Source organism: Anabaena sp. CCY 9402-a (genome assembly GCF_963920945.1).
Taxonomy (GTDB): Bacteria; Cyanobacteriota; Cyanobacteriia; order Cyanobacteriales; family Nostocaceae; genus Trichormus; species Trichormus minutissimus.
On record NZ_CAWUDL010000016.1, the window covers coordinates 1 to 25,968 of the forward strand.

23 protein-coding genes are annotated in these 25,968 nt (G+C 41.7%); 15 read left to right on the forward strand and 8 right to left on the reverse strand.

Going from position 1 to position 25,968, the window contains the following annotated elements; all coding sequences use genetic code 11:
* Nucleotides 1-79: 79 nt before the first annotated feature.
* Nucleotides 80-1,474, forward strand: a complete 1,395-nt coding sequence (locus ACM0OR_RS07860) for a serine/threonine protein kinase (RefSeq protein ID WP_414575824.1) — start codon at nucleotides 80-82, stop codon at nucleotides 1,472-1,474.
* Between the two features lie 24 nt (nucleotides 1,475-1,498).
* Here the strand turns inward: ACM0OR_RS07860 and ACM0OR_RS07865 are convergent, their stop codons facing one another.
* Nucleotides 1,499-1,831 carry a DUF5615 family PIN-like protein gene (locus ACM0OR_RS07865; protein WP_414575762.1) on the reverse strand — a complete coding sequence of 111 codons (333 nt, stop codon included), beginning with the start codon at nucleotides 1,829-1,831 and terminating at the stop codon, nucleotides 1,499-1,501.
* Complete coding sequence (locus ACM0OR_RS07870; RefSeq protein WP_414575764.1) at nucleotides 1,828-2,052, reverse strand: DUF433 domain-containing protein; 225 nt, start codon at nucleotides 2,050-2,052, stop codon at nucleotides 1,828-1,830. The genes ACM0OR_RS07865 and ACM0OR_RS07870 overlap by 4 nt, the downstream gene beginning before the upstream one ends.
* A gap of 107 nt (nucleotides 2,053-2,159) precedes the next feature.
* Between ACM0OR_RS07870 and tatA the strand changes: the two genes are divergently transcribed.
* Nucleotides 2,160-2,333: a twin-arginine translocase TatA/TatE family subunit gene (tatA, locus tag ACM0OR_RS07875; protein ID WP_414575766.1), complete on the forward strand. Its 174-nt coding sequence runs from the start codon at nucleotides 2,160-2,162 to the stop codon at nucleotides 2,331-2,333.
* Between the two features lie 68 nt (nucleotides 2,334-2,401).
* On the opposite strand, the gene cphA is transcribed toward tatA, so the two are convergent.
* Nucleotides 2,402-5,107, reverse strand: a complete 2,706-nt coding sequence (cphA, locus tag ACM0OR_RS07880) for a cyanophycin synthetase (RefSeq protein ID WP_414575768.1) — start codon at nucleotides 5,105-5,107, stop codon at nucleotides 2,402-2,404.
* A 170-nt stretch (nucleotides 5,108-5,277) separates the two neighbouring features.
* On the reverse strand, nucleotides 5,278-6,141 hold the full coding sequence (locus ACM0OR_RS07885) for a cyanophycinase (protein ID WP_190709687.1): 864 nt from the start codon (nucleotides 6,139-6,141) through the stop codon (nucleotides 5,278-5,280).
* Nucleotides 6,142-6,706: 565 nt separating this feature from the next.
* Between ACM0OR_RS07885 and trmD the strand changes: the two genes are divergently transcribed.
* From trmD to argH, 6 genes are all read left to right on the forward strand, one after another.
* Entirely contained in the window at nucleotides 6,707-7,414 is a 708-nt protein-coding gene (gene trmD, locus ACM0OR_RS07890) for a tRNA (guanosine(37)-N1)-methyltransferase TrmD (RefSeq protein ID WP_414575770.1), read from the forward strand.
* Nucleotides 7,415-7,461: 47 nt separating this feature from the next.
* Entirely contained in the window at nucleotides 7,462-7,944 is a 483-nt protein-coding gene (ispF, locus tag ACM0OR_RS07895; RefSeq protein ID WP_414575772.1) for a 2-C-methyl-D-erythritol 2,4-cyclodiphosphate synthase, read from the forward strand.
* Between the two features lie 61 nt (nucleotides 7,945-8,005).
* Nucleotides 8,006-9,793, forward strand: a complete 1,788-nt coding sequence (locus tag ACM0OR_RS07900) for an ABC transporter substrate-binding protein (RefSeq protein ID WP_414575774.1) — start codon at nucleotides 8,006-8,008, stop codon at nucleotides 9,791-9,793.
* Nucleotides 9,794-9,862: 69 nt separating this feature from the next.
* Complete coding sequence (gene larB / locus ACM0OR_RS07905) at nucleotides 9,863-10,651, forward strand: nickel pincer cofactor biosynthesis protein LarB (RefSeq protein WP_414575775.1); 789 nt, start codon at nucleotides 9,863-9,865, stop codon at nucleotides 10,649-10,651.
* Nucleotides 10,652-10,758: 107 nt separating this feature from the next.
* Nucleotides 10,759-10,965, forward strand: coding sequence for a hypothetical protein (locus ACM0OR_RS07910; RefSeq protein ID WP_323264700.1), 207 nt, complete (start codon nucleotides 10,759-10,761; stop codon nucleotides 10,963-10,965).
* Nucleotides 10,966-11,082: 117 nt separating this feature from the next.
* Nucleotides 11,083-12,468 (forward strand): argininosuccinate lyase, encoded by a 1,386-nt coding sequence (gene argH / locus ACM0OR_RS07915; protein ID WP_414575776.1) that lies wholly within the window; start codon nucleotides 11,083-11,085, stop codon nucleotides 12,466-12,468.
* 318 nt (nucleotides 12,469-12,786) lie between these two features.
* Here the strand turns inward: argH and ACM0OR_RS07920 are convergent, their stop codons facing one another.
* Nucleotides 12,787-12,951 (reverse strand): hypothetical protein, encoded by a 165-nt coding sequence (locus tag ACM0OR_RS07920; protein ID WP_190709642.1) that lies wholly within the window; start codon nucleotides 12,949-12,951, stop codon nucleotides 12,787-12,789.
* A 910-nt stretch (nucleotides 12,952-13,861) separates the two neighbouring features.
* On the opposite strand from ACM0OR_RS07920, the gene ACM0OR_RS07925 reads away from it, so the two are divergent.
* Entirely contained in the window at nucleotides 13,862-14,356 is a 495-nt protein-coding gene (locus ACM0OR_RS07925; RefSeq protein ID WP_323264701.1) for an NUDIX hydrolase, read from the forward strand.
* A 159-nt stretch (nucleotides 14,357-14,515) separates the two neighbouring features.
* Nucleotides 14,516-15,334, forward strand: coding sequence for an alpha/beta fold hydrolase (locus tag ACM0OR_RS07930; RefSeq protein ID WP_414575777.1), 819 nt, complete (start codon nucleotides 14,516-14,518; stop codon nucleotides 15,332-15,334).
* A gap of 188 nt (nucleotides 15,335-15,522) precedes the next feature.
* On the opposite strand, the gene ACM0OR_RS07935 is transcribed toward ACM0OR_RS07930, so the two are convergent.
* Nucleotides 15,523-16,383 carry a pantothenate kinase gene (locus tag ACM0OR_RS07935; protein WP_414575778.1) on the reverse strand — a complete coding sequence of 287 codons (861 nt, stop codon included), beginning with the start codon at nucleotides 16,381-16,383 and terminating at the stop codon, nucleotides 15,523-15,525.
* Nucleotides 16,384-16,492: 109 nt separating this feature from the next.
* Between ACM0OR_RS07935 and ACM0OR_RS07940 the strand changes: the two genes are divergently transcribed.
* The 4 genes from ACM0OR_RS07940 (at nucleotide 16,493) to ACM0OR_RS07955 (ending at nucleotide 23,203) form a co-directional block, all read left to right on the forward strand.
* Complete coding sequence (locus ACM0OR_RS07940; protein WP_414575779.1) at nucleotides 16,493-18,217, forward strand: diflavin flavoprotein; 1,725 nt, start codon at nucleotides 16,493-16,495, stop codon at nucleotides 18,215-18,217.
* Between the two features lie 413 nt (nucleotides 18,218-18,630).
* Nucleotides 18,631-19,404, forward strand: coding sequence for an Rpn family recombination-promoting nuclease/putative transposase (locus ACM0OR_RS07945; protein WP_414575780.1), 774 nt, complete (start codon nucleotides 18,631-18,633; stop codon nucleotides 19,402-19,404).
* A gap of 169 nt (nucleotides 19,405-19,573) precedes the next feature.
* The gene (locus tag ACM0OR_RS07950; protein WP_414575781.1) at nucleotides 19,574-19,987 is read left to right on the forward strand and encodes a hypothetical protein; all 414 of its coding nucleotides are present in this window, start codon (nucleotides 19,574-19,576) and stop codon (nucleotides 19,985-19,987) included.
* 105 nt (nucleotides 19,988-20,092) lie between these two features.
* The gene (locus ACM0OR_RS07955; RefSeq protein ID WP_414575782.1) at nucleotides 20,093-23,203 is read left to right on the forward strand and encodes a HEAT repeat domain-containing protein; all 3,111 of its coding nucleotides are present in this window, start codon (nucleotides 20,093-20,095) and stop codon (nucleotides 23,201-23,203) included.
* A gap of 30 nt (nucleotides 23,204-23,233) precedes the next feature.
* Here the strand turns inward: ACM0OR_RS07955 and ACM0OR_RS07960 are convergent, their stop codons facing one another.
* A complete protein-coding gene (locus ACM0OR_RS07960) occupies nucleotides 23,234-23,602 on the reverse strand; it encodes a DUF5615 family PIN-like protein (protein WP_414575783.1) in 369 nt (122 codons plus the stop codon).
* Nucleotides 23,599-23,829: a DUF433 domain-containing protein gene (locus ACM0OR_RS07965; protein ID WP_414575784.1), complete on the reverse strand. Its 231-nt coding sequence runs from the start codon at nucleotides 23,827-23,829 to the stop codon at nucleotides 23,599-23,601. The genes ACM0OR_RS07960 and ACM0OR_RS07965 overlap by 4 nt, the downstream gene beginning before the upstream one ends.
* Nucleotides 23,830-24,253: 424 nt before the next feature.
* On the opposite strand from ACM0OR_RS07965, the gene ACM0OR_RS07970 reads away from it, so the two are divergent.
* Complete coding sequence (locus ACM0OR_RS07970; RefSeq protein WP_414575785.1) at nucleotides 24,254-25,966, forward strand: diflavin flavoprotein; 1,713 nt, start codon at nucleotides 24,254-24,256, stop codon at nucleotides 25,964-25,966.
* Nucleotides 25,967-25,968 lie beyond the last annotated feature (2 nt).

Genomic DNA, 25,968 nt, shown 5'->3' on the forward strand with positions numbered 1-25,968 from the left:
ATTACTCATTACTCATTACTCATTACTCATTACTCATTACTCATTACTCACTACTCATTACTCAGCACTCAGCACTCATATGATTGGGGAAACATTCAACGCTCGCTACGAGATTCAACAACAGCTAGGCAAAAAAGCCGGGCGACGGACGCTACTAGCTAGGGATTTAGTTACTAGTGAATTAGTAGTTGTCAAATTGCTAGCTTTTAGCAGTGATTTTGAATGGGATGATCTCAAACTCTTTGAGCGTGAGGCGGAAACTCTCAAATCTTTGTCACATCCCTTGATTCCAAGATATGTTGACTATTTTGAGGTTAATTCGCCAAACATCAAAGGTTTTGCCCTAGTACAGAGTTATATCCCAGCCCTCACTTTAGAGCAATACTTACAAAGTGGCAGAACGTTTAACGAAACAGAAGTTAAACAAGTAGCTAAGTCAGTTTTAGAAATACTTATATATCTACATCGATTGCATCCCCCAGTCATCCATCGTGATATTAAGCCTAGCAATATTTTATTAGGGGAGCGTTCTGGTAATAGTGTTGGTCAGGTTTATCTGGTAGATTTTGGCTCAGTACAGACTGTCTTAGCTACGGAAGGCGGTACAAGGACTGTAGTTGGCACTTACGGATATATGCCACCTGAGCAATTTGGCGGACGCACTGTTACTTCATCTGACCTTTATAGCTTAGGTGCAACGTTAATTTACCTAGTCACAGGTAGTCATCCTGCTGATTTACCCCAAAAGGATTTTCGGATTCAGTTTGAATCTGTAGCTCATCTCAGTCCAGGTTTAACACGCTGGTTGAAGTTGATGACTGAACCTAACTTAGAACGGCGGTTCAGTTCAGCGAGTGTTGCCCTGCAAGCTTTAGACGAGTCACAAGCACCAAAAAATATTAATAGTTTAGTTATTACTCAACCAGCTGGTAGTAAAATTCGGCTGACTAAGAATTGGGAGACGTTAGAAATTCTCATTCCTCCCTTGGGTTTTCAGCCATCAATGGTGTTTACAGGATTATTTGCGATCGCCTGGAATTCTTTTATTCTTTTTTGGACAATTGGCGCACTCTCAGCCCCTTTTCCCATCAATCTCCCCTTTGCCTTATTTTCATTGCCTTTTTGGGGTGCTGGCGGCTTTATGGTTTATATTTTTCTCTTCACTTTATTTGGCAATATTCAACTACGTTTAAATAGTAAACAAATTAACTTGACTTATGAATTGTTTGGCTTTAAATTCCATCGTCCCCGACCTTCGCCAAGAGAAAGTATTACCAAGCTAGTTTACATACCAAAGCATTTAACTAGAGATTCTAGCGGCGATAAAACTCAAGTATCTCCACAATTAGAGATTTGGGCTGGAGTCCAAAAATATCAACTTGGTGATACTACCGTCATTCAATCAGAAGCAGAACTAGAATGGTTAGCCCATGAATTAAGTGATTGGCTTGGTATCCCTATTCAGCGAGAATAAACTTTTGTATTTTGCGTTATGAGACTACGCCAAAACTAAAATACTTTCAATCTCACTGTTACCAAACTGACTGATGATATCAAACTTGTCTTGCAGAATCTGAACAATTATTGCTGTTGAACTATTACCAATACGGAGATAGATAAATTTTGGCGGATGACCATAGAGAAGACTGCGCTGATGAAAATCAGAATCTTTGGAAACAATTATAAAATCATTTGCTTTCGAGTATTCCCAGATCAACACATCATCAGTATTGGTTAAGCCTAATGTTTTAACGTGTTCAGAATCAGGATATAAATCTATTATTTTGGAAATAATTCGGTCAGAGAGGTTTTCATCTAACAATAATTTCACAGCGATGCAATAAATAGTTTTTTCTCCCGATCAGCAGCAAAACCGAGACAAGCTTTAATATCTTCGGTAGTTAGTTCAGAAAAATCCTCGAGAATTTCTTCTTCTTTCATGCCACCTGCAAGATACTCTAAGATGTCATACACAGTGATTCGCATTCCCCTAATACAGGGCTTGCCACTGCGTTTTCCTGGTTCAATAGTGATGATATCTTGGTAGTTCATAAATCAGAACTTAAAGACTCACGGATAACTTTTGCATAAATAAATTTTATCAGCTTGTATCGCGCTGTTAACTATAGTTAATTAAGGATGTTTTAGAGGTACGGTATATGTTTGGACTAGGATGGCCGGAAGTAGTTATCATCGCTGTTGTAGCTATTGTAATTTTTGGCCCCAAGAAAATTCCCGAACTGGGAAACGCACTCGGTAAAACCCTACGAGGTTTTAAGGAGGAGCTAAAAGCTCCTAACGAAGACACCAACTCGGAATACGAAGAAAAATAGAAATTTTAAATTGGCAACTCAGCAACAGTCAATAGTGGAGATGCGACTGCTCACATCTCTACTATTAACTACAGCAAAGTGTTAATAACAGAATTTGATGCTATCCCATTTTGGTTATCGATCATCGTGGTGTGAGTATTTTGTTGTTGAATCTCTTCTGTGACTACACCGCGTAGCTTGATGAGTTTAATAGCACGGGTGACACTCTCTGGCAGAATTACTACTAAACCTTTTTCCGGGGCCATATCCAAGCCTTTGTTAATTGCTTGGGTTTCATCCAAAATTGATTCATAACGGGCATCTGGTTTAACTTGGGTAATGCCTTTGGTAATCAAATCGGCGGCTGATCCCCTTGCTCTTCCCCTGGTATCGTCGTCTTCTTTAACAATGATGTAGTCAAAAATTTCGGCTGCTAGTTTGCCTAATGTGACAAAATCTTCGTCACGGCGATCGCCTGGCCCACCGACTATGCCAATCCGTTGTCCTGTCGTCCAGTTGCGGACAAAAGAACCCAAGGCTTCATAACTGGCTGGGTTATGGGCATAGTCTATCAAGGCGTGATAGTTGCCTAAATTAAATAAATTCATCCGTCCTGGTGTTTGACTCACCGAAGCACGAAAGGTTTTTAACCCGACGCGAATTTGTTCAATAGATACGTTCTGCACAAAAGCTGCCAAACTTGCAGCTAAGGCATTGGCAATCATAAACGGCGCACGTCCTCCCATTGTTAAGGGGATATTTTCTGCCCTTTCGATGCGATGTGTCCAGTCGCCTTTAACAATCGACAGGTAGCTATTTTCATAAACTGCGGCTACTCCTCCCTTCTGGATGTGCTGGCGCACTAGTTCTGAGTCGGGATTCATGGTGAAGTAGGCAATATTGGCTTTGGTTTTTTCTGCCATTGCAGCCACGCGGCGATCGTCGGCGTTGAGTACCACGTAACCATCAGGAAATACCGCTTCTGCCACTACACTCTTGAGGTTGGCTAGCTGGTCAATGGTTTCTATGTCACCTATGCCTAGATGATCGGCCGCAACATTTAACACGACACCCACATTGCTTGACTCAAACCCCAAGCCAGAACGGAGAAGACCTCCACGGGCTGTTTCTAATACTGCTACTTCTACTGTGGGATCTTGCAGGATGACGTGTGCGCTTTGGGGGCCTGTGTTATCACCTGACTCTACCAAGTAATCCCCGATATAAGTACCATCCGTAGTTGTATAGCCTACTACTTTACCTGTCTGCTTATAGATATGAGCTAGCAGGCGGGTAGTTGTAGTTTTGCCGTTAGTGCCTGTAACGCTGAGAATGGGAATGCGGCTGGATTGTTCATTGGGGAACAGCATATCCATAACTGCACCGGCAACATTGCGGGGAATGCCTTGACTGGGGGCTACGTGCATCCTAAAACCAGGAGCAGCGTTAACTTCCACAATTACGCCATCTAGTTCTCTTAAGGGGCGGCTAATGTCAGAGGTGACGATATCTAGTCCACCGATATCTAAACCAATAATTTTGACTACCCTTTGCGCTAACCAAACGTTTTCCGGGTGAATTTCGTCTGTACGGTCTACTGCAACACCACCTGTACTTAAATTGGCGGTTGCCTTTAAATAACAAATCGTGCCTTTGGGTGGCACGCTGTTGAGGGTGTAACCTTGCCTTTCAAGTAGCTGGTAACTGGTGCGGTCTAGTTCTATTTTGGTAAGGACGTTATCATGTCCATCGCCACGGTTGGGGTCTTGGTTGGTTTCTTCGATTAGTTGGGCAATTGTGGATCTGCCATTACCAATTACATGAGCTGGCACACGTTCGGCGACTGCCACGACTTTACCATCTACCACTAGTACCCTGTGGTCGCGCCCAACATAATACCTCTCTACAATGATTGATCTGGAAACTTGTCTGGCTGCTTCGTAGGCTGCCTCCGCTTCTTCCCAGGTTCTAATATCAATGGTGATACCACGCCCGTGATTGCCATCTAGGGGCTTAATCACAATGGGATAACTACCAACCTGTTCAATGGCTTCTTCTAAATCATCCAAGAAATTAATGACTGTACCCCTAGGTACTGGTACACCACACGCAGCTAAGATGCGTTTGGTGGCTTCTTTATCGCAGGCTAATTCTACGCCTAAGATCCCAGTTCTTTGGGTCATTGTTGCTTGCATCCGCTTTTGATTCACGCCGTAGCCAAGTTGAATCAAAAAGCGTGCGCTGAGTTGCATCCAGGGGATACCGCGTTTTTCCGCTTCTTTGACAATGGCTTCGGTTGAAGGGCCTAGGGAAGCATCACGCCATAGGTCTTTGAGGTCTTGGATATCTTGCTCTAGTTCTGCCTTGGGGTATCGACCGCGATCTACAATGCTTTGGCACAACCTGACGGCTGCTCTGCCAGCATAGCGTCCCGCTTCCTCGTTTAAATACTCAATTACTACCTGGTAGATTCCAGGTGTGGCGGTTTCACGGGTGCGGCCGAAGCCAACGTGCATTCCTGCTAATTCCTGGAGTTCTAGGGCTACGTGTTCGACAATGTGACCCATCATCGTGCCTTCTCGCACTCTCATTAGAAAGCCACCACGACAGCCAGGTGAGCAGTAGTGACCCTCTAGACTTGGCAGCGCCTCTACTAATCCTTCGTAAAAACCGGGGATTTCATTTGAGGGTGTCTCGGCAAGGTTCTCTAAGTCGAGGCGCATGACGATCAGCTTGTGGCGTCGAATGCTCCAGTAATTTGGGCCGCGTAAGGTCTGGATCTTGAGGATTCTCATGGGAATAGGTAGATGGAGATTCGGAACCAAAATTCTAGTTTCTTACTGGAATTGACCGCTAAACTGTTCGTTATAAACAGTATTTTCTTCTTACATAGTATTTCAATGATTTTTCTACGACAAAGAATAATAGGCGATCAATTCAGTCTAACCTCAGGTACTCTATTCCGTCAGCTGGAGATGCGATGTACCGCAGGCAATACAGTCCTTTGGTACAGGTGAAAGCGATCGCCATAGCTGAGGATATGCAGACGTAAATTATGCACTGTTAACGGTTCATTAGCACCAACGTGGGGTTCGTTGGTGTGGGTAAGTTCTGTGGGATCGACAATAGTGACACTGCCTTTGCCCATTACCTGTAGCCAACCATCACGTTCAAATACAGCACAAGTATCTTCATCGATGCCAATTCCTAGTCTATCGGGATGAGCCGCCACCGCGCTAATGAGGCGACCCATGCGATTGCGATTGTGAAAGTGTTGGTCAACAATGACTTCAGGAATTAATCCCAAACCGGTCGCCATATCCACTAGGGAACGATTTGGTGTTTCACCACTCCCACCACCAGCAATCATGTGATGCCCCATAACGGCTGCTCCAGCACTTGTGCCTGCTAGAGTCAGTTGTCCGCCTCGCACCCGCTTACGGATAATTTCCATAGCTGGCGTATCTGACAATACACCACACAGTCGCAGTTGGTCGCCCCCGGTCAAAAATACCCCGCTACAGGCTTCTAGGGATTCTTTCACATGGGAAGATTCACACTGTTCCCGTTCACGAATGTCTAAAATCTCGACCTTTTCAGCCCCCATTTCTTCAAAAATGCGGATATACCGACCACCGATAATCGCGGGTTCGCGGGAAGCGGATGGAATAATTGTAATATAGGCCTTACTTGCACCAGAACGTCCAAAAAAAGTTCTCAGGATGTCTCGTCCATGAACTTTATCTTCTGCGCCTCCGATTACCAGAACGGCGGTTTTTGTAGCTTGGGGTGTCCTCATTTCCAGCGATTTAGCTTTTAATTCCGGCATTGTGTTTCTCCTGTCAACAACTTCAGAAGCCATCGCCTTGGACAGGTTTCCCGGCTTGTGGCGAATGGCGTGTGAATTTAACAAGGTTGATGAGCCTGATAGTTCCTGCACTTTGTTTTTTACTAAGGACACTGCATTCGACCCACAAGAAGCCTTATTATTCTGGTGTTCTTTGCCGTTCCTCAAAGCCAGTGCCTTGTTTTTCACCTGTCCACTTTTTCCAGACTGGCTTAATTGTGCTTCAGGGCTGTGTTCACCCCTGGCGTTAGGGATTAGGTTTCTCCTCTGGGTTTGGGGTGAGCAGGTCTTTACACACATTTTCTGAGGCTGGCCTGATGCATCCTGGAAGTTGTTAACTTAGTCAGATTATTTATTTAAATCTAGTTGTGACAACATTTAAACATAAATTAAGTAACTAGAAAAACTTTTGAGTCTAGCAAAAACCAAGAGTTCTAAGACTTTTAGATACTATTGATAAAGCCTATATGTAGTTTTACCCTACAATTGCAGCTTGTGTTTGATAGACATTCAAATTTAAGATTAGTGTTCTTGAATACGAATTACTGTGCGTTTTGATATAGTTACACTTTTTCCTGACTGTTTTACCTCAGTGCTAAATTCTGGTCTGCTAGGTAAAGCCCTCGCCAAACAAATTGCCCTGGTGAATTTAGCTAATCCTAGGGACTTCACTACTGACAAGCACCGGAAGGTAGATGACGAACCCTATGGTGGTGGTGTAGGGATGCTGATGAAGCCAGACCCAATTTTTAGGGCGGTAGAATCTTTACCAGTTCTACCGCGCCGCGAGATTATTTTAATGAGTCCGCAAGGTCAAACCATCAATCAACCTCTGTTGCGAGAATTGTCAAGCAATTATGACCAATTAGTAGTAATCTGCGGGCATTACGAAGGAGTAGATGAGCGGGTACTGCATCTTGTCACCCGTGAGGTGTCCTTGGGGGATTTCATCCTTACCGGGGGCGAAATCCCGGCGATGGCGTTGATTAATGGTGTGGTGCGTCTCTTACCGGGGACTGTGGCGAAAACAGAGTCTTTAACAGCCGAAAGTTTTGAAGAGGGATTGTTAGATTATCCCCAATATACGCGTCCTGCCAACTTTCGTGGCTGGAAAGTCCCTGATGTTTTACTATCTGGAAATCACGCCGCGATCGCAAAATGGCGTTACGAACAACAAATTAAAAAAACTAGCGATCGCCGTCCCGATTTGCTCTCAAAATGGCAACAGGAGAAGCAGGGGGAGCAGGGGGAGTAGGAAAACACAACCAATGCCCGATCACCATTCACTAACGACTACTGCTTATGAATATCCGAATTGGTAATGGCTACGACATACATCGACTGGTGAGCGATCGCGCTTTAATTTTGGGAGGAGTCCAAATTCCCCATGAACTCGGTTTATTAGGACATAGTGATGCAGATGTACTAACTCACGCCATTATGGACGCTATGCTGGGGGCATTATCTTTAGGGGATATTGGCCATTATTTCCCCCCCACTGATCCCCAATGGGCAGGGGCAGATAGTTTAGTTTTGTTAAGTCAAGTCCATCAGTTAATTCGGGATCAAGGCTGGCAAATAGGCAATATTGACTCGGTGGTAGTTGCTGAACGTCCTAAATTGAAGCCCCATATTAAAACAATGCGTGACAAAATAGCAGATGTTTTAAAATTACAACCTAATCAAGTAGGTATTAAAGCTACCACCAACGAAAAATTAGGCCCCGTAGGACGAGAAGAAGGGATATGCGCTTATGCTGTAGTTCTGCTATTAGCTGCGGATTAACTTAATTTCAATCAAGGATTTTGCATCCCTAGCAAAATAATTAAATTAACAATCTAAGATTATGGCATTTACTAGTAATATCATTACTCTAATTAAACGTTTTTGGATACTGATAATTCTGGCTGCATTCACAGCAGTTACAGTTGCAGCTTGTAACCCAGCAAATTTTAAAAGTTCAGCAGCACAAATACCACAATTAGTAACCAGTATTCTTAGTGATCCTAAGACTTTTAATTTTGCCCTAAGTTCTGAATCTCCTAATGTTTTTGGATATATCTATGAAGGTTTAATTACCGAAAACTATGAAACCGGTGAAGTTGAGCCAGCATTGGCAGAATCCTGGGAAATTTCTGATGATAAATTAAAAATTGTCTTCACTCTGCGTGATGGCTTAAAATGGTCTGATGGACAACCATTAACTGTGGATGATGTAGTCTTTACCTACAATGATATTTACTTTAATAAAGACATTCCTACAGATGTTCGAGATGTGATGCGGATTGGTGAAAGTGGTAAACTACCAACAGTGAAAAAAGTCGATAATCGTCGCGTTGAGTTTACTGTACCAGAACCGTTTGCACCGTTTTTAAGAAGTTCCACAGGATACCCAATTTTACCAGCCCATGCCCTGCGTGAATCGGTACAGAAAAAAGATGCAGAAGGTAAGCCGACATTTCTCCAAAAATGGGGAGTTGATACACCGCCTAATCAAATTGTAGGCAACGGTATTTATACATTAGAACGTTATGACACCAGTGAACGTGTAGTTTTTCGCCGCAATCCTTACTACTGGCGCAAAGGGGCTAAAGGTGAACAACAGCCATATATAGAACGGATAGTATGGCAAATTGTAGAATCCACAGATACTTCTCTATTACAATTTCGTTCTGGTGGTTTAGATAGTGTGAGTGTATCACCAGATTATTTTTCCTTGCTAAAGCGACAAGAAAAACAAGGTAAATTCAAAATTTATAATGGTGGTCCGGCGGCTGGTACTAGTTTTGTCCTGTTCAATTTGAATAAAGGGAAAAGAAACGGTAAACCATTAATTGCCCCAATGAAATCCCGGTGGTTTAATACTGTTGAATTTCGTCAAGCAGTAGCTTATGCAATTGACCGTCAAACCATGATTAATAATACTTTTCGTGGGTTGGGTCAAACGCAAGATTCCCCAATTTCTGTGCAGAGTCCCTATCATCTTTCACCAAAAGAGGGATTAAAAGTCTACGATTACAATCTAGAAAAAGCTAAACAACTGTTATTAAAAGCTGGGTTTAAATACAATACCCAAGGTCAATTATTAGATGCTCAAGGTAATCGAGTGCGCTTTACATTGCTCACAAATGCTGGAAACAAAATTCGTGAAGCAATGGGATCACAAATTCAACAAGACTTGAGCAAAATTGGCATCCAAGTCGATTTCACTCCCTTGGCATGGAATACTTATACAGATAAGCTGGCTAACACTTTAGATTGGGAAGCTTCTTTATTGGGTTTGACTGGTGGCTTAGAACCGAATGATGGGGCTAATGTTTGGTCTCCTGAAGGTGGATTACATATGTTTAATCAAAAACCCCAAGTCGGACAAAAACCGATTGAAGGTTGGGAAGTATCACCTTGGGAAACGAAAATTGGTCAATTATATATTCAAGCCGCAAGAGAGTTAGACGAAGCCAAACGCAAAGAAATTTACGCGGAAACCCAACGGATAACTCAGGAAAATTTACCATTTATTTATTTGGTAAATCCCTATGCCTTATCAGCTGTACGCGATCGCTTTTCTGGCATTAAATTCTCAGCTCTAGGTGGTGCTTTCTGGAATCTCTATGAAATAAAAATTGTTGAGTAAGGCTGTCACCTGTTCCCTGTCACCTGTCACCTGTCACCTATCACCTGTCCCTATCCCCTAAAATTTACCGTGACTCAAACTGAAACTTTGCGATCGCTCCTAGAGGCGGTTGCCAATGGTAAAGTTACCCCAGAGATGGCTTTAGAGTCTCTCAAAGACTTAGCCTATGAACCTGTGGGCGAGTTTGCCAAAATAGACCATCACCGTCATCTCAGAACTGGTTTTCCGGAAGTAATTTGGGGGCCTGGTAAAACCCCAGAACAAATTACCCAAATTATGGAGGTCATGCGCCAACGCAATCCTGTAGTGATGGCTACCCGTATTGAACCCAAAGTTTATACGCTATTGCAACCAAAAATTCGGGGTTTACGCTACTACGAAGTAGCACGAATTTGTGCAATTGTGCCGCCTGACATTGAACCACAGTTCGAGGGAGTGATTGGTATTCTCTCTGCGGGTACTGCTGACTTACCCGTTGCAGAAGAAGCCGCAGTTACAGCTGAACTTTCTGGTTTTCGCGTACAGCGTCTTTGGGATGTGGGCGTGGCTGGGATTCACCGTTTGTTAAGTAATCGCCATCTGCTGGAGTCAGCATCAGTATTAGTTGTAGTCGCAGGGATGGAAGGTGCTTTACCCAGTGTAGTTGCGGGTTTAGCTAATTGTCCTGTGATTGCTGTGCCTACCAGTGTGGGTTATGGTGCTAGTTTTGGCGGGTTAGCACCACTATTAACAATGCTCAATTCCTGTGCGGCTGGGGTGGGGGTAGTCAATATTGATAACGGTTTTGGTGCAGCAGTGTTGGCGGGGCAGATTTTGCGAACAGCCGAGAAATTACGGATGGCATCAGCTACATCTTGAGTTATGACAGCGAGTGATTAGGGAGTGGGGACTGGGGAGTGGGTGAATTACTTAATCTCTAAACTTTAATTTCTATCCCTAATTATTAACTTAATGAATTACTCAAGATGAACTACTTAAGTGATTTAATATCTCAAAATTTTTGGGATCTACCTATTAATTTAACTGTGTTGGCACAAAATGTTACTGATCCTGATGTTGTAGGTCAGATGCAGAAAGTTTGGACTCACTTTGTCAAGTCAGGTCAAATTTGGGCATTGTTAATTGGCTTGGTAATTGGCTATATCTTTAGAAACCTAACTAAGTACGGTTGACATGGGTAGGGAGTAGGAAGTAGGGGTGTAATACTAATTTAAAATTCAAAATTCAAAATTAAGGAATTTTTGACTTTTGACTTTTTTATGCCCCAATCCCCAATTCCCAATATTTCTATGACCGAAAAACAAACGTGGAGTCAGAGGTTTGAATCAGCGTTGCATCCAGCGATCGCTCTTTTTAATGCCAGTATAGGTTTTGACATACAATTAATAGAATACGACCTCACAGGCTCTCAAGCTCATGCCCAAATGTTGGCGCATACGGGGATTATTTCCTTGCAAGAAGGGGAGCAACTGGTTGCAGGTTTAGAACAAATTCGCCAAGAATACCGCCAAGGGCAATTTCAACCGGGGATTGATGCGGAAGATGTCCACTTTGCTGTAGAACGGCGGTTAACAGAAATTGTCGGTGATGTGGGAAAAAAACTACACACTGCGCGATCACGTAATGACCAAGTAGGTACAGATACTCGGCTATATTTACGTGACCAAATTCAACAAATTCAGCAGTATTTACGGGACTTTCAACGGGTTTTACTAGACATCGCTGAACAGAATGTAGAAACCCTTATTCCTGGTTATACCCACCTGCAACGCGCCCAACCCCTGAGTTTAGCTCATCACTTGTTGGCATACTTTCAGATGGCACAACGAGACTGGGAACGCCTAGGAGATGTTTATCGCCGCGTGAATATTTCACCTTTGGGGTGTGGGGCTTTAGCGGGGACGACATTTCCCATTGACCGTCATTACACAGCCGAATTATTGCATTTTGATGGTATTTATGCTAACAGCTTAGATGGAGTGAGCGATCGCGATTTTGCCGTTGAATTTTTGTGTGCTGCTAGCCTGATTATGGTTCACCTCAGTCGGCTATCTGAGGAAATGATTCTTTGGGCATCTGAGGAATTTCGCTTTGTCACCCTTAAAGATAGCTGTGCTACAGGTTCTAGTATCATGCCGCAAAAGAAAAACCCCGATGTACCAGAATTAGTGCGGGGCAAAACCGGCAGGGTATTCGGTCATCTTCAAGCAATGCTGGTAATTATGAAAGGATTACCCCTGGCATATAACAAAGACTTGCAAGAAGACAAAGAAGGGTTATTTGATAGCGTTAATACTATTAAAGCTTGCCTGGAAGCCATGACTATTTTGCTGCGAGAAGGCTTAGAATTTCGTACTCAACGCCTAGCTGAAGCTGTAACAGAAGACTTTTCTAATGCAACCGATGTCGCAGATTATTTGGCAGCAAGAGGAGTTCCCTTCCGAGAAGCCTATAATCTTGTCGGTAAAGTGGTCAAAACCAGCATTGCCGCAGGTAAACTCTTAAAAGATTTAACCCTAGAAGAGTGGCAACAACTGCACCCAGCCTTTGCATCAGATATATATACAGCCATATCTCCTCATACCGTTGTAGCAGCTCGCAACAGTTACGGCGGTACTGGTTTTGATCAGGTAAATAAAGCACTTTTAGCTGCTCGTAGTCAAATATCTGAGTAACGGGACTAGGGACTAGGAATTTTAGATTAGATTTTGCGGAAAGTTCTGTAGGCTGGTTTCCCAACCTAGGAACGCCACTTGCTACAAGCCGGGAAACCCTTCCAACGCAGTGGCTCAACTTTTCAAGACGGATTTTAGATTTTGGATTGAATAATCTAAAATCCACTCATTGAAAGGCTGGGGATTGGGGATTGGGGTTTAATCTAAAATCCAAAATCCACTCATTGAATTGCCCCATGCCCACAAAAAATTAAGGACGTACTAAAAGTACGCCCCCACAACTAAAACACTCACAGAAGTTCAGGTTCAGAAGGTAGCTTATTCAGCATCAATTGTTGCTGCGCCCTCATCTTCCTCACTCTTAGGTGGTCTTTGTTGGAATCTTCTCTGCATTTTTCCGGTTGTAGTCCGTTTACGAAACTTTCTGGCGTATGCCTGGTTCCGTAGCGCCTTTTCTTTTTTCGGGTTACGGCGCTTTGCCATGTTCACCTCATGAATAAACAACAAAAAGAGCGGCTAGGCATCTGGTACACAATTGGTACACAATATCAGCTACTGGTGTTATTGATACGATTTTAGCCTAGCTTACAACTGTATATACTTTAAACAGCATACTATGATACCGTATTTAATTGAATAATGTCAATATTTCCCAATGCAAGGGAATTTTCACACTAAAAAATTAAAATAAATTCTCAAAATTTATCAAAAATCAATATATTGTGTGTGGTAAGACTATATATACTTTGTGAAGATACCAATTCCCAGTCATTCTTAATAATCAAAAAAAATTGGGTTTTGAATTATCATGGTTTCCAAAAACTATAGTGAATTCATATAGTGTAGCTATAGATATTATACATGGCAGGTATTTTTAATTATATAAAACTCATATTTTATTTTATTTTTGTGAAGCTAGTACCGCAAGGCAAAATTCAAAATTCAATGATTTGGAATGGTTTGTTTACACTGCCCTGTACTAAATACAATCTCAATAAGCTGCTTTAAAGTTACCTATACTTCTCACTTCTGCCCTAACTATGCAAGTAATTTTAGTTATTCAATTAGATACCTATAGAATATTTTTCTGATTTAAATATGTACTTTTAAATTTTATTAACCAGAATTTAACAAATGCTATTAATCCAGCATTATAAAATATTCATTGATAATTAATTTCCAAAAAGACGAGACAAAAATAATTTTGGCTCGGAAAGATACATACAAGGAAAACGTTTGCAAATCAATAGTGAAGTTGATATTGTAGGAAAATATGGTTAAAATATACCCTTAAACAACAATCATATTTGTTTACAGCAAAATTCAACTCTTTAAATAGTTGAAGTTATGCAGGTGACAGGTGATTAAAGAACACAATATAAACATTTTCAGATTGAACGTTCTTGCTCTTTTTGCGGCACCCATCCAATCCGCACGTAGTCTGTGGCGTATTGGACAAACTGTACTAGGTATTATTTTCCGTCATCCGATTACAGGAACTAGTATCATCCCGATATTACCTGACGGACGAATTGTATTAATCCGGCGGCGCGACGATGGTCTTTGGGCATTGCCTGGGGGCATGGTAGACTGGGGAGAAGATATCCCCAGTACAGTCCACCGGGAATTAATGGAAGAAACTGGACTGGAAGTATCACAAATTAAGCGATTAGTGGGGGTTTACTCTTCTCCAGACCGTGATCCCAGAATCCATTCAATTTGCGTGGTAGTGGAAGCGGAGGTCGAGGGGAAAATGGTAATTCAGGATGAATTGGAAGTCATGGAAATCCAAGCTTTCCCTCCTGATGCCCTACCTTCAGAACCGATGTCTCATGACCACTCGCGCCAGCTACGAGACTATTTGCATGGCTTAACAACGCTAGCTTGAAAATAGTTATGAGTGTTGAGTTCTAAGTCATTGCGAATACAATTCCCAGTGGGTTGCATAAAAATATGTAGAATTTTAGGTTAAAATTAGCAACTTAGATTTATGCGAAAAAATCTAATTTCAAACCTAAAACTCGCTATATTGGGTTGTTAAATCAAGATGGATACGCTGTTACGTAACGCCCGGAGAAAGCTATCTCAAGGGCTATTATTCTGGCGTGAAGCTGGGGAAGGGATTCCTATCGTTTTGTTACATGGCAATTGGCATGAAAGTAGCCAATGGGTATCTGTAATGGAGTTACTTGCTAAAGATTTCCATTGCTTTGCCCCAGATTTATTAGGGTTTGGGGAGTCTGAACATCCCAGCATTCATCACTCAATTGATTTACAAGTGGAATGTATTGCTGAGTTTCTGGAAGCATTAAAATTAGAAAAAGTATACTTAGTAGGGCATTCCCTTGGGGGTTGGATTGCGGCTAGTTACGCCCTAAAATATCCAGAGCAAGTTGATAAGTTAGTCTTGATAGCACCGGAGGGTGTGAAAATTCCAGGACAGGAGGCTTATTGGCAGAAGATGCAGAAGTTAGTTAAAAGATCGCCACTATTTTTTAAGATACTGCGATCGCTGCGTTTTATCACTAAGATTTTTGGACTACACGAGAAAATCGAACAGGATTGGCAAACACGCCAAAAGATAATAAAACACCCTACAGCTTGCCAATTATTATTTCAACGACAAGCACCAGAAATTACGGCGGAATTATTACAAAGTCTATTACATAAAATAGAAGTTCCGGTGTTGATTTTACAAGGAAGTAAAGATTCTCCTGATGCTTTAGTTCGCAGTGAAGTTTACAGTAAACTTATTCCTCAAGTGGAATTGAAAATGATTTCTCATGCTACTGATGATTTACCAAAATCTTGTGCTGGTGTTGTGGCTGGAGATATTCGAGAGTTTGTTTTTGGGAATCGTAAATAGGCAATATGCGGATTTCAACGCATTCGCTTTTAAGCGTTCCCGCAGGGTAGGTTCACAGAGGTAAGCGTAGGCTCACGCAGAGAATTAATTTATCATTCAACTTGTTGCATGATAAATTAATAGATTGAAAGTATATTTTTGTTCTTCTCTCTGCACCTTTGCGTGAACCTATAAAAGTATTTATTCACTTAGGTTATTACTATTTTTTGCATTCCCCAAAAGATTAAATTTGGTTCTACTATTAAAAGTGAGGCTATTTCAGGATATAAGGCTTGTAGATAGTTTAATAGTAAAGTGCGATCGCCTCCTTTTATCGCTACTTTTCCATTCGGAAATAATTGCCACCAATCCGTAAGAAAATCTTTAATTCCAGCCAATAAAGTATAAATCACACCGCTTTGAATTGCCTCTGGTGTATTTAGCGCAAAACGTTGAGGTAAAGATTGAATTGCTTCTATACTTAATTGGGGTAATTGGCCAGTTTTTTGACCTAAGCTCGCCAATTGTAAACCCACCCCCGGTAAAATCGCGCCACCAACTAAACACTGATTAGCATCTGCACCCGTAAAAGTCAGTGCTGTTCCCGCATCCATTACCAACATCGGAAAACCCCAAGTCATCCCCGCACCCCACAAAGCCAAAGCGCGGTCAATTCCCAGGGTGGGATATATATTTTTGAGGGGTATTTGATCTAAAGTAGTTACGTGAACATTGGGGTAAGTTTGCCAAAATGCAGTTTGCTTCGGTACTACAGAGGCGATGACAATAGGGAGTGCTGTTAGCGGTAGCGCGGCGTTTAGCAGGTGCTGACTAAGGAGATGGGGAAGTGAAGTTACTCCCTTCTCCCCTTGTTTCCATTCCCCATTCTGCAAATCATTTAATGTTTCACAGTGAGCCAACAACTGTATAGCTGACTCAGATAAATACTCAGTATCCCAAGTATGGTTCAGGGTTTTGCCCATGAATAAACCCCAATGCAGCCGGGAATTGCCAATTTCCAAGGCTAGCCATATATTCTCAGTGTATGTTGGGTGTTGGTACGGTTTCACACTTTTGATTTTTTTAACTTATATATAGGGTTTTTAATAAAAGTTAACAAACAACCCGTGCCACAATAGGAATAGAGGAATAAATACTCATTGTGTTAAGGAGATAGTTATGGTAGCAGTAACCGATAAAACTGAAAAACGGCTCACCATACAGACTGGAGAAATTGCTGAAAAGACTACAGCAATTCGTTCTCTAGATTGGGATCGCGATCGCTTTGATATTGAGTTTGGTTTACAAAACGGTACTACCTATAACTCATTTCTGATACGCGGTGAGCAAACAGCCTTAGTTGATACTTCCCATGAAAAGTTCCGTAAACTATATTTTGATACTCTCACAGGCTTAATCAATCCTACAGATATCGATTATTTGATCATTAGCCACACCGAACCAGACCATAGTGGCTTAGTCAAAGATTTGTTACAGATGTCTCCAGATATTACAGTTGTGGGTTCTAAAGTGGCAATCCAATTTCTGGAAGACTTGGTACATCAGCCATTTAAGCGGAAGATTGTCAAAAATGGCGATCGCTTGGATTTAGGTAACGGTCACGAAATGGAATTTGTGATTGCTCCCAATTTACACTGGCCTGACACCATATTTAGCTTCGACCACAAAACCCAAATCCTTTACACCTGCGATGCTTTCGGAATGCACTACTGTTCTGATAGCACCTTTGACGAAGACTTGAAAACCATTGAAGCTGATTTTCACTACTATTATGAATGCTTGATGGGGCCAAATGCGCGGTCAGTGTTATCTGCCCTCAAACGCATGGGAGAATTACCGGCTGTGAAAATGGTCGCCACCGGTCATGGGCCATTACTCTCCCATCACGTTGAAGAACTAATTGGACGTTACCGTAAATGGAGTCAAACCCAAAGCAAAGCAGAAACTACCGTTGGCGTATTTTACGTTTCCGAATATGGCTATAGCGATCGCCTCGCCCAAACTATAATCAACGGTATCAACAAAACAGGCGTAGCCGTAGAAGTAGTAGATTTGGGTTCAGCCGTAGACTTACAAGAACTGCGCGAACTAGTCGGACGCTGCGCTGGGCTAGTCATCGGGATGCCTCCTGCTTCCGGTGCTGCTAGCATTCAAGCCGCACTGAGTACAGTTTTAGGTTCTGCCAAAGAGAAACAAGCCATAGGCATATTTGAAACAGGCGGCGGCGATGATGAACCCATCGATCCTTTACTAAGTAAATTCCGCAATTTGGGTTTAACAACGGTTTTTCCGGAGATTCGGATTAAACAAACACCCACAGAAAACACCTACAAGCAGTGTGAAGAAGCGGGTACAGACTTAGGACAGTGGGTAACACGCGATCGCAGCATTAAAGCCATGAAATCCCTAGGTGCTGATTTAGACAAAGCCCTGGGAAGAATTAGCGGTGGACTATATATTATTACCGCCAAAAAAGGCGAAGTCTCTAGCGCGATGCTAGCTTCGTGGGTGAGTCAAGCCAGCTTCAAACCATTAGGATTATCCATTGCAGTAGCTAAAGATAGAGCAATTGAATCACTAATGCAAGTAGGCGATCGCTTCGTCCTCAATGTCTTAGAAGAAGGTAACTATCAAGTCCTCATGCGGCACTTCTTAAAACGATTTGCCCCCGGTGCAGACCGATTTGAAGGAGTCAGAACCCAAAGAGCCGAAAACGGTACACCCATCCTCGCCGATGCCTTAGCTTACATGGAGTGCGAAGTAGTAAGTCGCATGGACTGCGGCGACCATTGGGCAGTATACAGCACAGTCCAAGAAGGTCGTGTTTCTAAACCCGAAGCCTTAACAGCCGTTCACCACCGCAAAGTCGGAAATCATTACTAAGGGACTTCCTTCCTAAAAAATAGCCAAAATGTAGGGTGCGTCAGTGTGAGAAAACCTAACTACACCAAGAAAATCTTGATACTGACGCACCCTACTAAAATGCAAACATAGTAGTGTTTAGGGTTTTGATTAAAGCGATGTCTATGACGGGCTATGCCTACGCTGTTTTCTGAGTGGAATTTGGCGATCGCCTTTATTTATATCTTAATATTAAAGTATTTTTTTATACTTAGTAACACACAAGGCAAAATTTTTTTGAGGAATTCTCAAGTTTTGATAGAGCAAAATAGTATCATTGCTTAATACAATGAAACTGGATAAATTCATTTAGCAACTTATAAATATTTCTTGTTAATGCGTAGATAAAACCTGATAAAATTAATCATAAATAATCAACATATATTTATGTTTTCATGAAACGTGATTCTATTTATTACCAAATTTTCAAACGATTTCCAGCCTTAATATTTGAAATCATTGATAACCACCCTGCACAGGCGCAAAACTATCGATTTGAATCAGTGGAAGTAAAAGAAACCGCCTTTCGCATTGATGGTGTTTTTTTACCACCAGAAAACGCAACATCTAGAGTTATCTTTTTTGCCGAAGTTCAATTTCAGAAAGATGAAAGTCTTTATCATCGCTTTTTTACCGAGTCGCTGACCTATTTGTACCGCAATCAATCTCAATACGATGATTGGTACTGTGTAGTAATATTTCCATCACGGAGTTTAGAGCCAAATGATACAAGAACTCATCGCATATTTTTAAATAGCAACCAAGTGCAACGCATTTATTTAGATGAGTTAGGAACTTCTGATACTCTGCCAATCAGCATCAACTTAATGCAGTTAACAATTGCATCCTCTGAAAAAATGGCAGAGCAAGCCAAGCAACTAATTCAAAGGGTAAAATTAGAAGAAACAGGCACACTGCCGAAAACCGAAATCATCGAAATCATTACGACAATTGCTGTGTACAAGTTTTCGTCTTTGAGTAGAGAGGAAGTAGAAGCTATGCTAGGAATAACTTTAGAGCAAACAAGAGTATATCAGGAAGCCAAAGCTGAAGGTCGAGAAGAAATGTTGAAAATTGCTGTCCCACTGTTACTAAAAACTGGGATGAGTGTAGAACAGATTGCTCAACAATTTGATATTGCTGTGGAATCTGTGGAGAAATACAGGTAAGATATAACCTTGATGAGTTATGGCGATCGCATTTCATCTTACCTAAGTTTAGGTGTAAACTCGTTCTGTAGACTTGATTAAAAGGCCGCCAAGAGCGATCGCCATCACATTTGGCGTATAAGTAATTTCACCACTAGAATACATATATTAGCTTACTTATAGTTGATATATGACACTTGAGAGTTTCCTGATTGCTGTAGCTGGTGTACTTTGGACTAAAGTACAAGAGAAAACCGGCGAAAATATCGGTGATGTTTTATGGACTGCTCCTGGTAAGTTGATAGAATTGCTACGCCGAAAGAATAAAGCACCATCTCTTACCAGTAATGAACCGCAGAGATTAGATTACGGTCAAGTAGTATTAGAATTGACACAAGCAGCACAAGATCCCGAAATTGCTCAAGCTGTTGTGGATGTGGAAGCAGCAGTTAATAATGATCAATCTGAGGTTGCTAAGGAAATTAAAAATAAAGCAGCAGAAATCAAATCTCATCCATCAGTTGTCAACAATGCAAAGTTAGCAGAACAGATTCATAATGTTTTTCAAGGTAATCAATTTAACGCGCCAGTTACGTTTAACTGACTACAATCGTCTCCAGGGGAGGAGGGGACAAAGTTAACTCCTGATGACTGGCGTGAAATCTGTTGTGAAATAATTGCAGAACGGCGCAAGCTGACAACAAATCTTTTGACATCAACTGAAGGCGTTGCACTGCAAGTTGATGATGTTTATGTACCACTGGGATTAGTTGAGCGTAAAAAACAGCCGAAGCCTCAAGGTGATATTTCTCCAGAACAGGGTTCAGAACTGTATAAGGAGACAGAAATCACCAAAACATTTGAGCATGGTGCTTTTCTGAAAGAAGTTCTCAAACACCAGAACACGCCGAAAAGTAAGGGTAGGCGAATTGCAATTATTGGTGAACCAGGCGCAGGAAAGACAACGCTGTTACAGCAGATTGCTAACTGGGTATCTCGTGAGATTCCCCAGTCGATTATCATTTGGGTATCTTTAGCAGATTTACAAGGACAAAAATTAGAGGAATATCTGTTAGGGACTTGGCTAACTGCTGCTGCGAGGAAAAGAGGTAAAGCTAAACCTACTCAGCGACAGGAAGATGATTTTGTTGCTTTATTTAATCAAAGAAATGTCTGGCTGCTGCTAGATGGATTAGATGAAATGTCCGCAGCTTCAGGTAATCCGCTAACAGAAATTTCACGCCAATTTCGGGAATCAGGGTTTATTTTTCAAGCACGAATTGTCTTAACTTGTCGGGTTAATCTGTGGGATGCTGGAATTAATGCACTTGATGATTTTGATATTTATCGCACTTTAGATTTTTCTTATCCAGGACAGGTAGAGGAATTTATTCACAAATGGTTTGTTACTAATCCAGAAATAGGCGAGGATTTATGCACTGCTTTGAAAGAATCAGGTAAAGAACGGATTCAGGATTTAGTAAAAAATCCCCTGCGGTTAACACTGTTGTGTTTGAATTGGCAATCAGGAGATGGCAAATTACCAGATACCCAAGCGGGACTTTATCAGCAATTTGTTGATGATTTTGACAAGTGGAAAAAAGAAGAATTTGCTCTAAACTCTCACCAGCGTCAGCAACTCAATATCAAATTAGGTGAATTAGCGAAAGCAGCCATAGATAAAGAAGCAACCCGTTTTCGCTTGCGTCAGGATTTTGTTAGTGATTTTTTGGGAGATGCTGATGATGAAAATTCGTTATTTAAATTATCACTAAATCGGGGCTGGCTCAACCGTGTTGGTATAGATACAAATAGAAAACCTCTTTATGCTTTTTTTCATGCCTCATTTCAAGAGTATTTTGCTGCTACAGCAATTGATGATTGGCATTTCTTTCTTAACCACGTTTCTAAAAATCCCAGTCAAGGGACTTATCGCATCTTTGAACCGCAGTGGAAGCAAACAATATTACTTTGGTTAGGGAGGCAAGATTTAGCCCAGGATCAGAAAGAGTTTTTTATTACAACTTTAATGAAGTTTAAAGATGGATGTAACAAATGTAAACTTTATTCGTGTCGAGCTTATTGTTTAGCAGCAGCAGGTATTGCCGAATTCAGAGATTATTCTAGAGCAGATTTAATAGTAGTTCTAATTATAATGTTGAGCTTTGGTTATTTCAATGCCAAAAAACAGAAATGGATAGAATTTCCCAATGTAATTACCGAGGAAGCTAGGTCAGTATTGCAACATACAGACCGAACAAAAGTGATAGCCGCCTTAGTGCAACTGCTGCAATCAAAAAATCTGTCTGACTCCACCCGAAGCAAGATAGTATCGAACTTAGGGCAAATCGGCACAGGTAATGAATTTGCGATCGCGGCATTGGTGAAACTGCTGCAATCAAAAGCAGTAGATGATACAACTCGTAGGGAAGCAGCAGAAAGCTTAGGGAGAATAGATCCAGGTAATGAATTGGCAATCACCGTCTTGATAGAACTCTTGCATTCAAAAGATTTTGATGACAAAACTTACTGGCAGATCGCAAAAAGTCTAGGGAAAATTGACCCTGGTAATGAGAATGCGATCACTGTCTTGTTACAACTGCTGCAATCAACAAGTGTAGATGAGGTTAATCGTTGGCAGATTGTGTCTGATTTAAGACAAATCGGCACAGACAATGAAATTGTGATCTCAGCCTTAGTGCAACTCCTGCAATCAAACAATATAGATGCGGATACCCGTTGGCGGATTCTATGCGAGTTAGGGCAAATCGGTACATATAATGAGATTGCGATCGCTACCTTAGTGCAACTATTGCAATCACAAGATGTCTCTAGCTTTATGGGACGGCTGGCTATATCTAACTTAGAAAAGATCGGTATAGGGAATGACAAAGTTATAACTGCTTTAGTTCAACTGCTGCAATCACAAGATGTCTCTAACTTTACGCGATGGCAAGCGGCAGAAAGCTTACAAAAAATCGACCCTGGCAATGATATTGCCGATATAGCCATCACTGCTTTGGTAAAACTATTAGAATCACAAGATACATTTGACTTAACCCATGTGCAAACAACACACAACTTATGCCAAACAGACCCTGATGATGAAAAAATAATTGTAACCTTGGTGCAACTGATGCTATCACAGGATGTACCTGACTTACTCCGTGTGCAGGCGACTGAAAGCTTCAAGAAAATCGCTATGGGCAATGAAAAGGCGATTGCTGCATTGCTTCAACTACTCCAATTAACCAATATTGGTGACTTGGCTCGTGTGCAAGTAGCAGAAAGCTTATGTCAAATTGCTTATGGCAATGATATCGCCATAACTGGCTTGGTGCAATTGCTACAATCACAGGATGTGTCTGGCTTTACTCGTGCGCTGGTTGCGTCTAGCTTAGAAAAAATTGGCACAGGCAATGAAACTGCAATTAATGCTTTGTTATACTTACTGCAATCAACTAACTTAGAAGACAAAACTCGTTGGCAGGTGGCATCTAGCTTAAATAAAATTGGCACAGGAAACAGAAAAGTAATTACTGCTTTAGTACAACTACTGCAATCAAATAATTTAGATTATAAAATTCGCTGGCAAGTGTCAGAAAGCTTATGGCAAATCATACAAAATAATAACCATCGCTTTGAATTAGTTAAGGCTTTTAGTAGTTATTGGCAACTGACTCAAGAATCTTATAATGTCTTGTGGAAATGCGCCCAGAATATGCCTTATCCTGATTTCTATCAAGCTTGGCATCAGCATAATTTTGCTACTCGCACAATACGAAGCTTAAAGAAAATCCTCTTCACCAGAATAATTTAAGCATTTTTGCAGCAGCGACATTACAAATAGCTATTTCCGAATTGGTAAAATACGCACTCTAGATTGAGCTTGGTCAATAGTAACCAATGCCCCTGACTCTAGTAAAGACTCAAACTGATTCAGGGCTGAAATTACCAGATTTTCGATACTGTTTGGCAAAATATCCTGAGCGCGAACTTGAATTACACTAGGGGTATCAGCACCTGTTGCAGCTAACAAAGTGCCAAAGTCTAAATCGTGAGTAAAGACTATATAACCATTAGTTCTCGCCCACTCCATAATGATTGCGTCTTTTTCACAAGGGTTGCCAATGCTAGACCAGTGAACAGATGAAATATTGTACTTTTGAAAAACTGCAACCCAATCAGGAGAAAGGTTCATATCAATCAAAATTTTCATGCAGTTCTGAGAGGTACTTCAATTTCTTCAACTCGCCATGCAGCATAGGCAAGTGCCTCATAAATATCAGCTTCTTCCAGATAGGGATACGCTTTGAGGATATCACTATTACTGTGTCCAGATGCCATTAAGCCGATGATAGTACCAACAGTAACGCGCATTCCCCGAATGCAGGGTTTACCACCCATCACCTCTGGATTACGGGTAATTCTGGTAAGATTTTGCATAGTTGCTACCTAAAATACTCAGATTGTATCTGGATCGATATTTAACTGTTTGCGGATTTTTTTCTGGAGCGATGGTCATAGGATGGATACGGCATCGAGTATGGCTTTATTGTAACAGCGTTGTTTTTGGCGATCGCTCTGTTAAGGGATTATGTAGGGTGCGTCAGTGTCAGAAAAGCTAACTACACTAAGAAATTATTCCTACTGACGCACCCTACTAAAACTAAGTCCAAATTCCGATATCTATAATTACTAAACAGTTATCCTATTCATAATAAACGCTGAAAATCTAATCAAACAAACTAAGCTTTAATGATAAATAGCTATTCATTTACTACAGTTGTGGACTCTGCCTACACTGTGGCAATGGTTTAAATCCAGTGATGAATTTATCAAAAAATACTTGAAAAACAAGTGACTTATCATGCCATTAACTAAACCCCGTGACATTCAAGTGATGCCCATTGGCACTGATACCATAATTGTGCGATCGCGCAGTTGGTCTAGATTAAGATTTGAAATTGAATATGCTCTCGCCAAGGGTACAACTGCTAACTCTTATCTAATTCAAGGCGATAAATTTGCTCTGATTGACCCCCCAGGAGAAACCTTCACGCAAATTTACCTGGAAGCTTTACAGCAACGGTTTGATGTCAAAACCATTGATTATGTCATTCTCAGTCACGTTAACCCTAACCGTGCTGCTACCCTCAAAGCTTTACTGGAAGTCGCACCGCAAATTACTTTCGTTTGTTCCAATCCAGGGGCGATTAATTTGCGTGGCGCGTTAGAAAATCAGGACTTGCCAATTCTCGTCATGCGGGGAGATGAAACCCTAGATTTAGGCAAAGGTCATCATTTGCAATTTATCCCCACACCCAACCCCCGCTATGCAGATGCACTCTGCACCTACGACCCCCAAACAGAAATTCTCTATTCAGATAAATTATTTGCAGCGCATATTTGCGGTGATCAAGTATTTGATGAAGGTTGGCAATCTATCAACGAAGACCGCCGCTATTATTTCGATTGTGTGATTGCACCCCACGCCAAACAAGTAGAAACAGCACTAGATAAACTCGCTGATTTACCTGTGCGGATGTACGCCACCGGACACGGGCCGATAGTCCGTTACGGCTTAATTGAACTTACCCACGCCTATCGAGAATGGATTCAACAACAAGCCTCGGCTGACTTGACAGTGGCGTTAATTTATGCTTCTGCTTATGGGAATACAGCAACATTAGCCCAGGCGATCGCGCGGGGGATTACTAAAGCCGGCGTGGCGGTAGAATCAATTAACTGCGAATTTACCGAACCAGAAGAAATCCGAGCGGCTGTGGAAAAGTCGGATGGTTTTGTCATTGGTTCGCCTACCCTTGGCGGCCATGCACCAACACCAGTGCAAACAGCGTTAGGAATTGTCTTATCCACCGCCACTAACAATAAACTTGCAGGTGTGTTTGGTTCATTTGGCTGGAGTGGGGAAGCGGTTGATTTAATTGAAAGCAAACTCAAAGATGCTGGTTATCGGTTTGGTTTTGATGCTATTCGCGTGAAATTCAAACCCGACGATGCGACTTTGCAATTGTGTGAAGAAGCCGGAACAGACTTTGCTCAAACCCTGAAAAAAGCTAAAAAAGTTCGTGCATCCAGCCAACCCGCCACCAACGTAGAACAAGCAGTGGGGCGACTAGTGGGTTCTTTGTGTGTTGTCACCGCCAAGCAAGGCGATATTTCCAGCGCGATGTTAGCCTCTTGGGTGGCGCAAGCTAGCTTTAATCCTCCTGGTTTAACTATTGCTGTTGCTAAAGATAGGGCAGTGGAAAGCCTAACACACTCAGGTGATAAATTTGTCCTTAACATACTCAAAGAAGGCAATCACTTGGGATTGATGAAACAGTTCCTCAAACCCTTTAGCCCAGCACAAGACCGATTTGCTGATGTCGCCACTGAAGAAGCAGAAAACGGCAGTCCTATACTTAAGGATGCTTTAGCATACTTGGAATGTTCAGTACAAAACCGCCTGGAATCAAGCGATCATTGGTTGGTTTATGCGACTGTCGAGAATGGCAAAGTGTTAAATCAGGATGGTGTGACGGCTGTACATCACCGTAAGTCAGGCAACCATTATTAATT

What these genes read in the sequence shown, in the direction of transcription:
- ACM0OR_RS07950 (WP_414575781.1), top strand. Translation starts at nt 19,574, where the DNA reads ATGACACTTGAGAGTTTCCTGATTGCTGTAGCTGGTGTACTTTGGACT.
- ACM0OR_RS07945 (WP_414575780.1), top strand. Translation starts at nt 18,631, where the DNA reads ATGAAACGTGATTCTATTTATTACCAAATTTTCAAACGATTTCCAGCC.
- ACM0OR_RS07870 (WP_414575764.1), bottom strand. Translation starts at nt 2,052, where the DNA reads ATGAACTACCAAGATATCATCACTATTGAACCAGGAAAACGCAGTGGC.
- cphA (WP_414575768.1), bottom strand. Translation starts at nt 5,107, where the DNA reads ATGAGAATCCTCAAGATCCAGACCTTACGCGGCCCAAATTACTGGAGC.
- argH (WP_414575776.1), top strand. Translation starts at nt 11,083, where the DNA reads ATGACCGAAAAACAAACGTGGAGTCAGAGGTTTGAATCAGCGTTGCAT.
- ACM0OR_RS07940 (WP_414575779.1), top strand. Translation starts at nt 16,493, where the DNA reads ATGGTAGCAGTAACCGATAAAACTGAAAAACGGCTCACCATACAGACT.
- ACM0OR_RS07885 (WP_190709687.1), bottom strand. Translation starts at nt 6,141, where the DNA reads ATGCCGGAATTAAAAGCTAAATCGCTGGAAATGAGGACACCCCAAGCT.
- ACM0OR_RS07930 (WP_414575777.1), top strand. Translation starts at nt 14,516, where the DNA reads ATGGATACGCTGTTACGTAACGCCCGGAGAAAGCTATCTCAAGGGCTA.
- ACM0OR_RS07970 (WP_414575785.1), top strand. Translation starts at nt 24,254, where the DNA reads ATGCCATTAACTAAACCCCGTGACATTCAAGTGATGCCCATTGGCACT.
- ACM0OR_RS07960 (WP_414575783.1), bottom strand. Translation starts at nt 23,602, where the DNA reads ATGAAAATTTTGATTGATATGAACCTTTCTCCTGATTGGGTTGCAGTT.
- ispF (WP_414575772.1), top strand. Translation starts at nt 7,462, where the DNA reads ATGAATATCCGAATTGGTAATGGCTACGACATACATCGACTGGTGAGC.
- ACM0OR_RS07860 (WP_414575824.1), top strand. Translation starts at nt 80, where the DNA reads ATGATTGGGGAAACATTCAACGCTCGCTACGAGATTCAACAACAGCTA.
- ACM0OR_RS07920 (WP_190709642.1), bottom strand. Translation starts at nt 12,951, where the DNA reads ATGGCAAAGCGCCGTAACCCGAAAAAAGAAAAGGCGCTACGGAACCAG.
- tatA (WP_414575766.1), top strand. Translation starts at nt 2,160, where the DNA reads ATGTTTGGACTAGGATGGCCGGAAGTAGTTATCATCGCTGTTGTAGCT.
- ACM0OR_RS07965 (WP_414575784.1), bottom strand. Translation starts at nt 23,829, where the DNA reads ATGCAAAATCTTACCAGAATTACCCGTAATCCAGAGGTGATGGGTGGT.
- ACM0OR_RS07900 (WP_414575774.1), top strand. Translation starts at nt 8,006, where the DNA reads ATGGCATTTACTAGTAATATCATTACTCTAATTAAACGTTTTTGGATA.
- ACM0OR_RS07910 (WP_323264700.1), top strand. Translation starts at nt 10,759, where the DNA reads ATGAACTACTTAAGTGATTTAATATCTCAAAATTTTTGGGATCTACCT.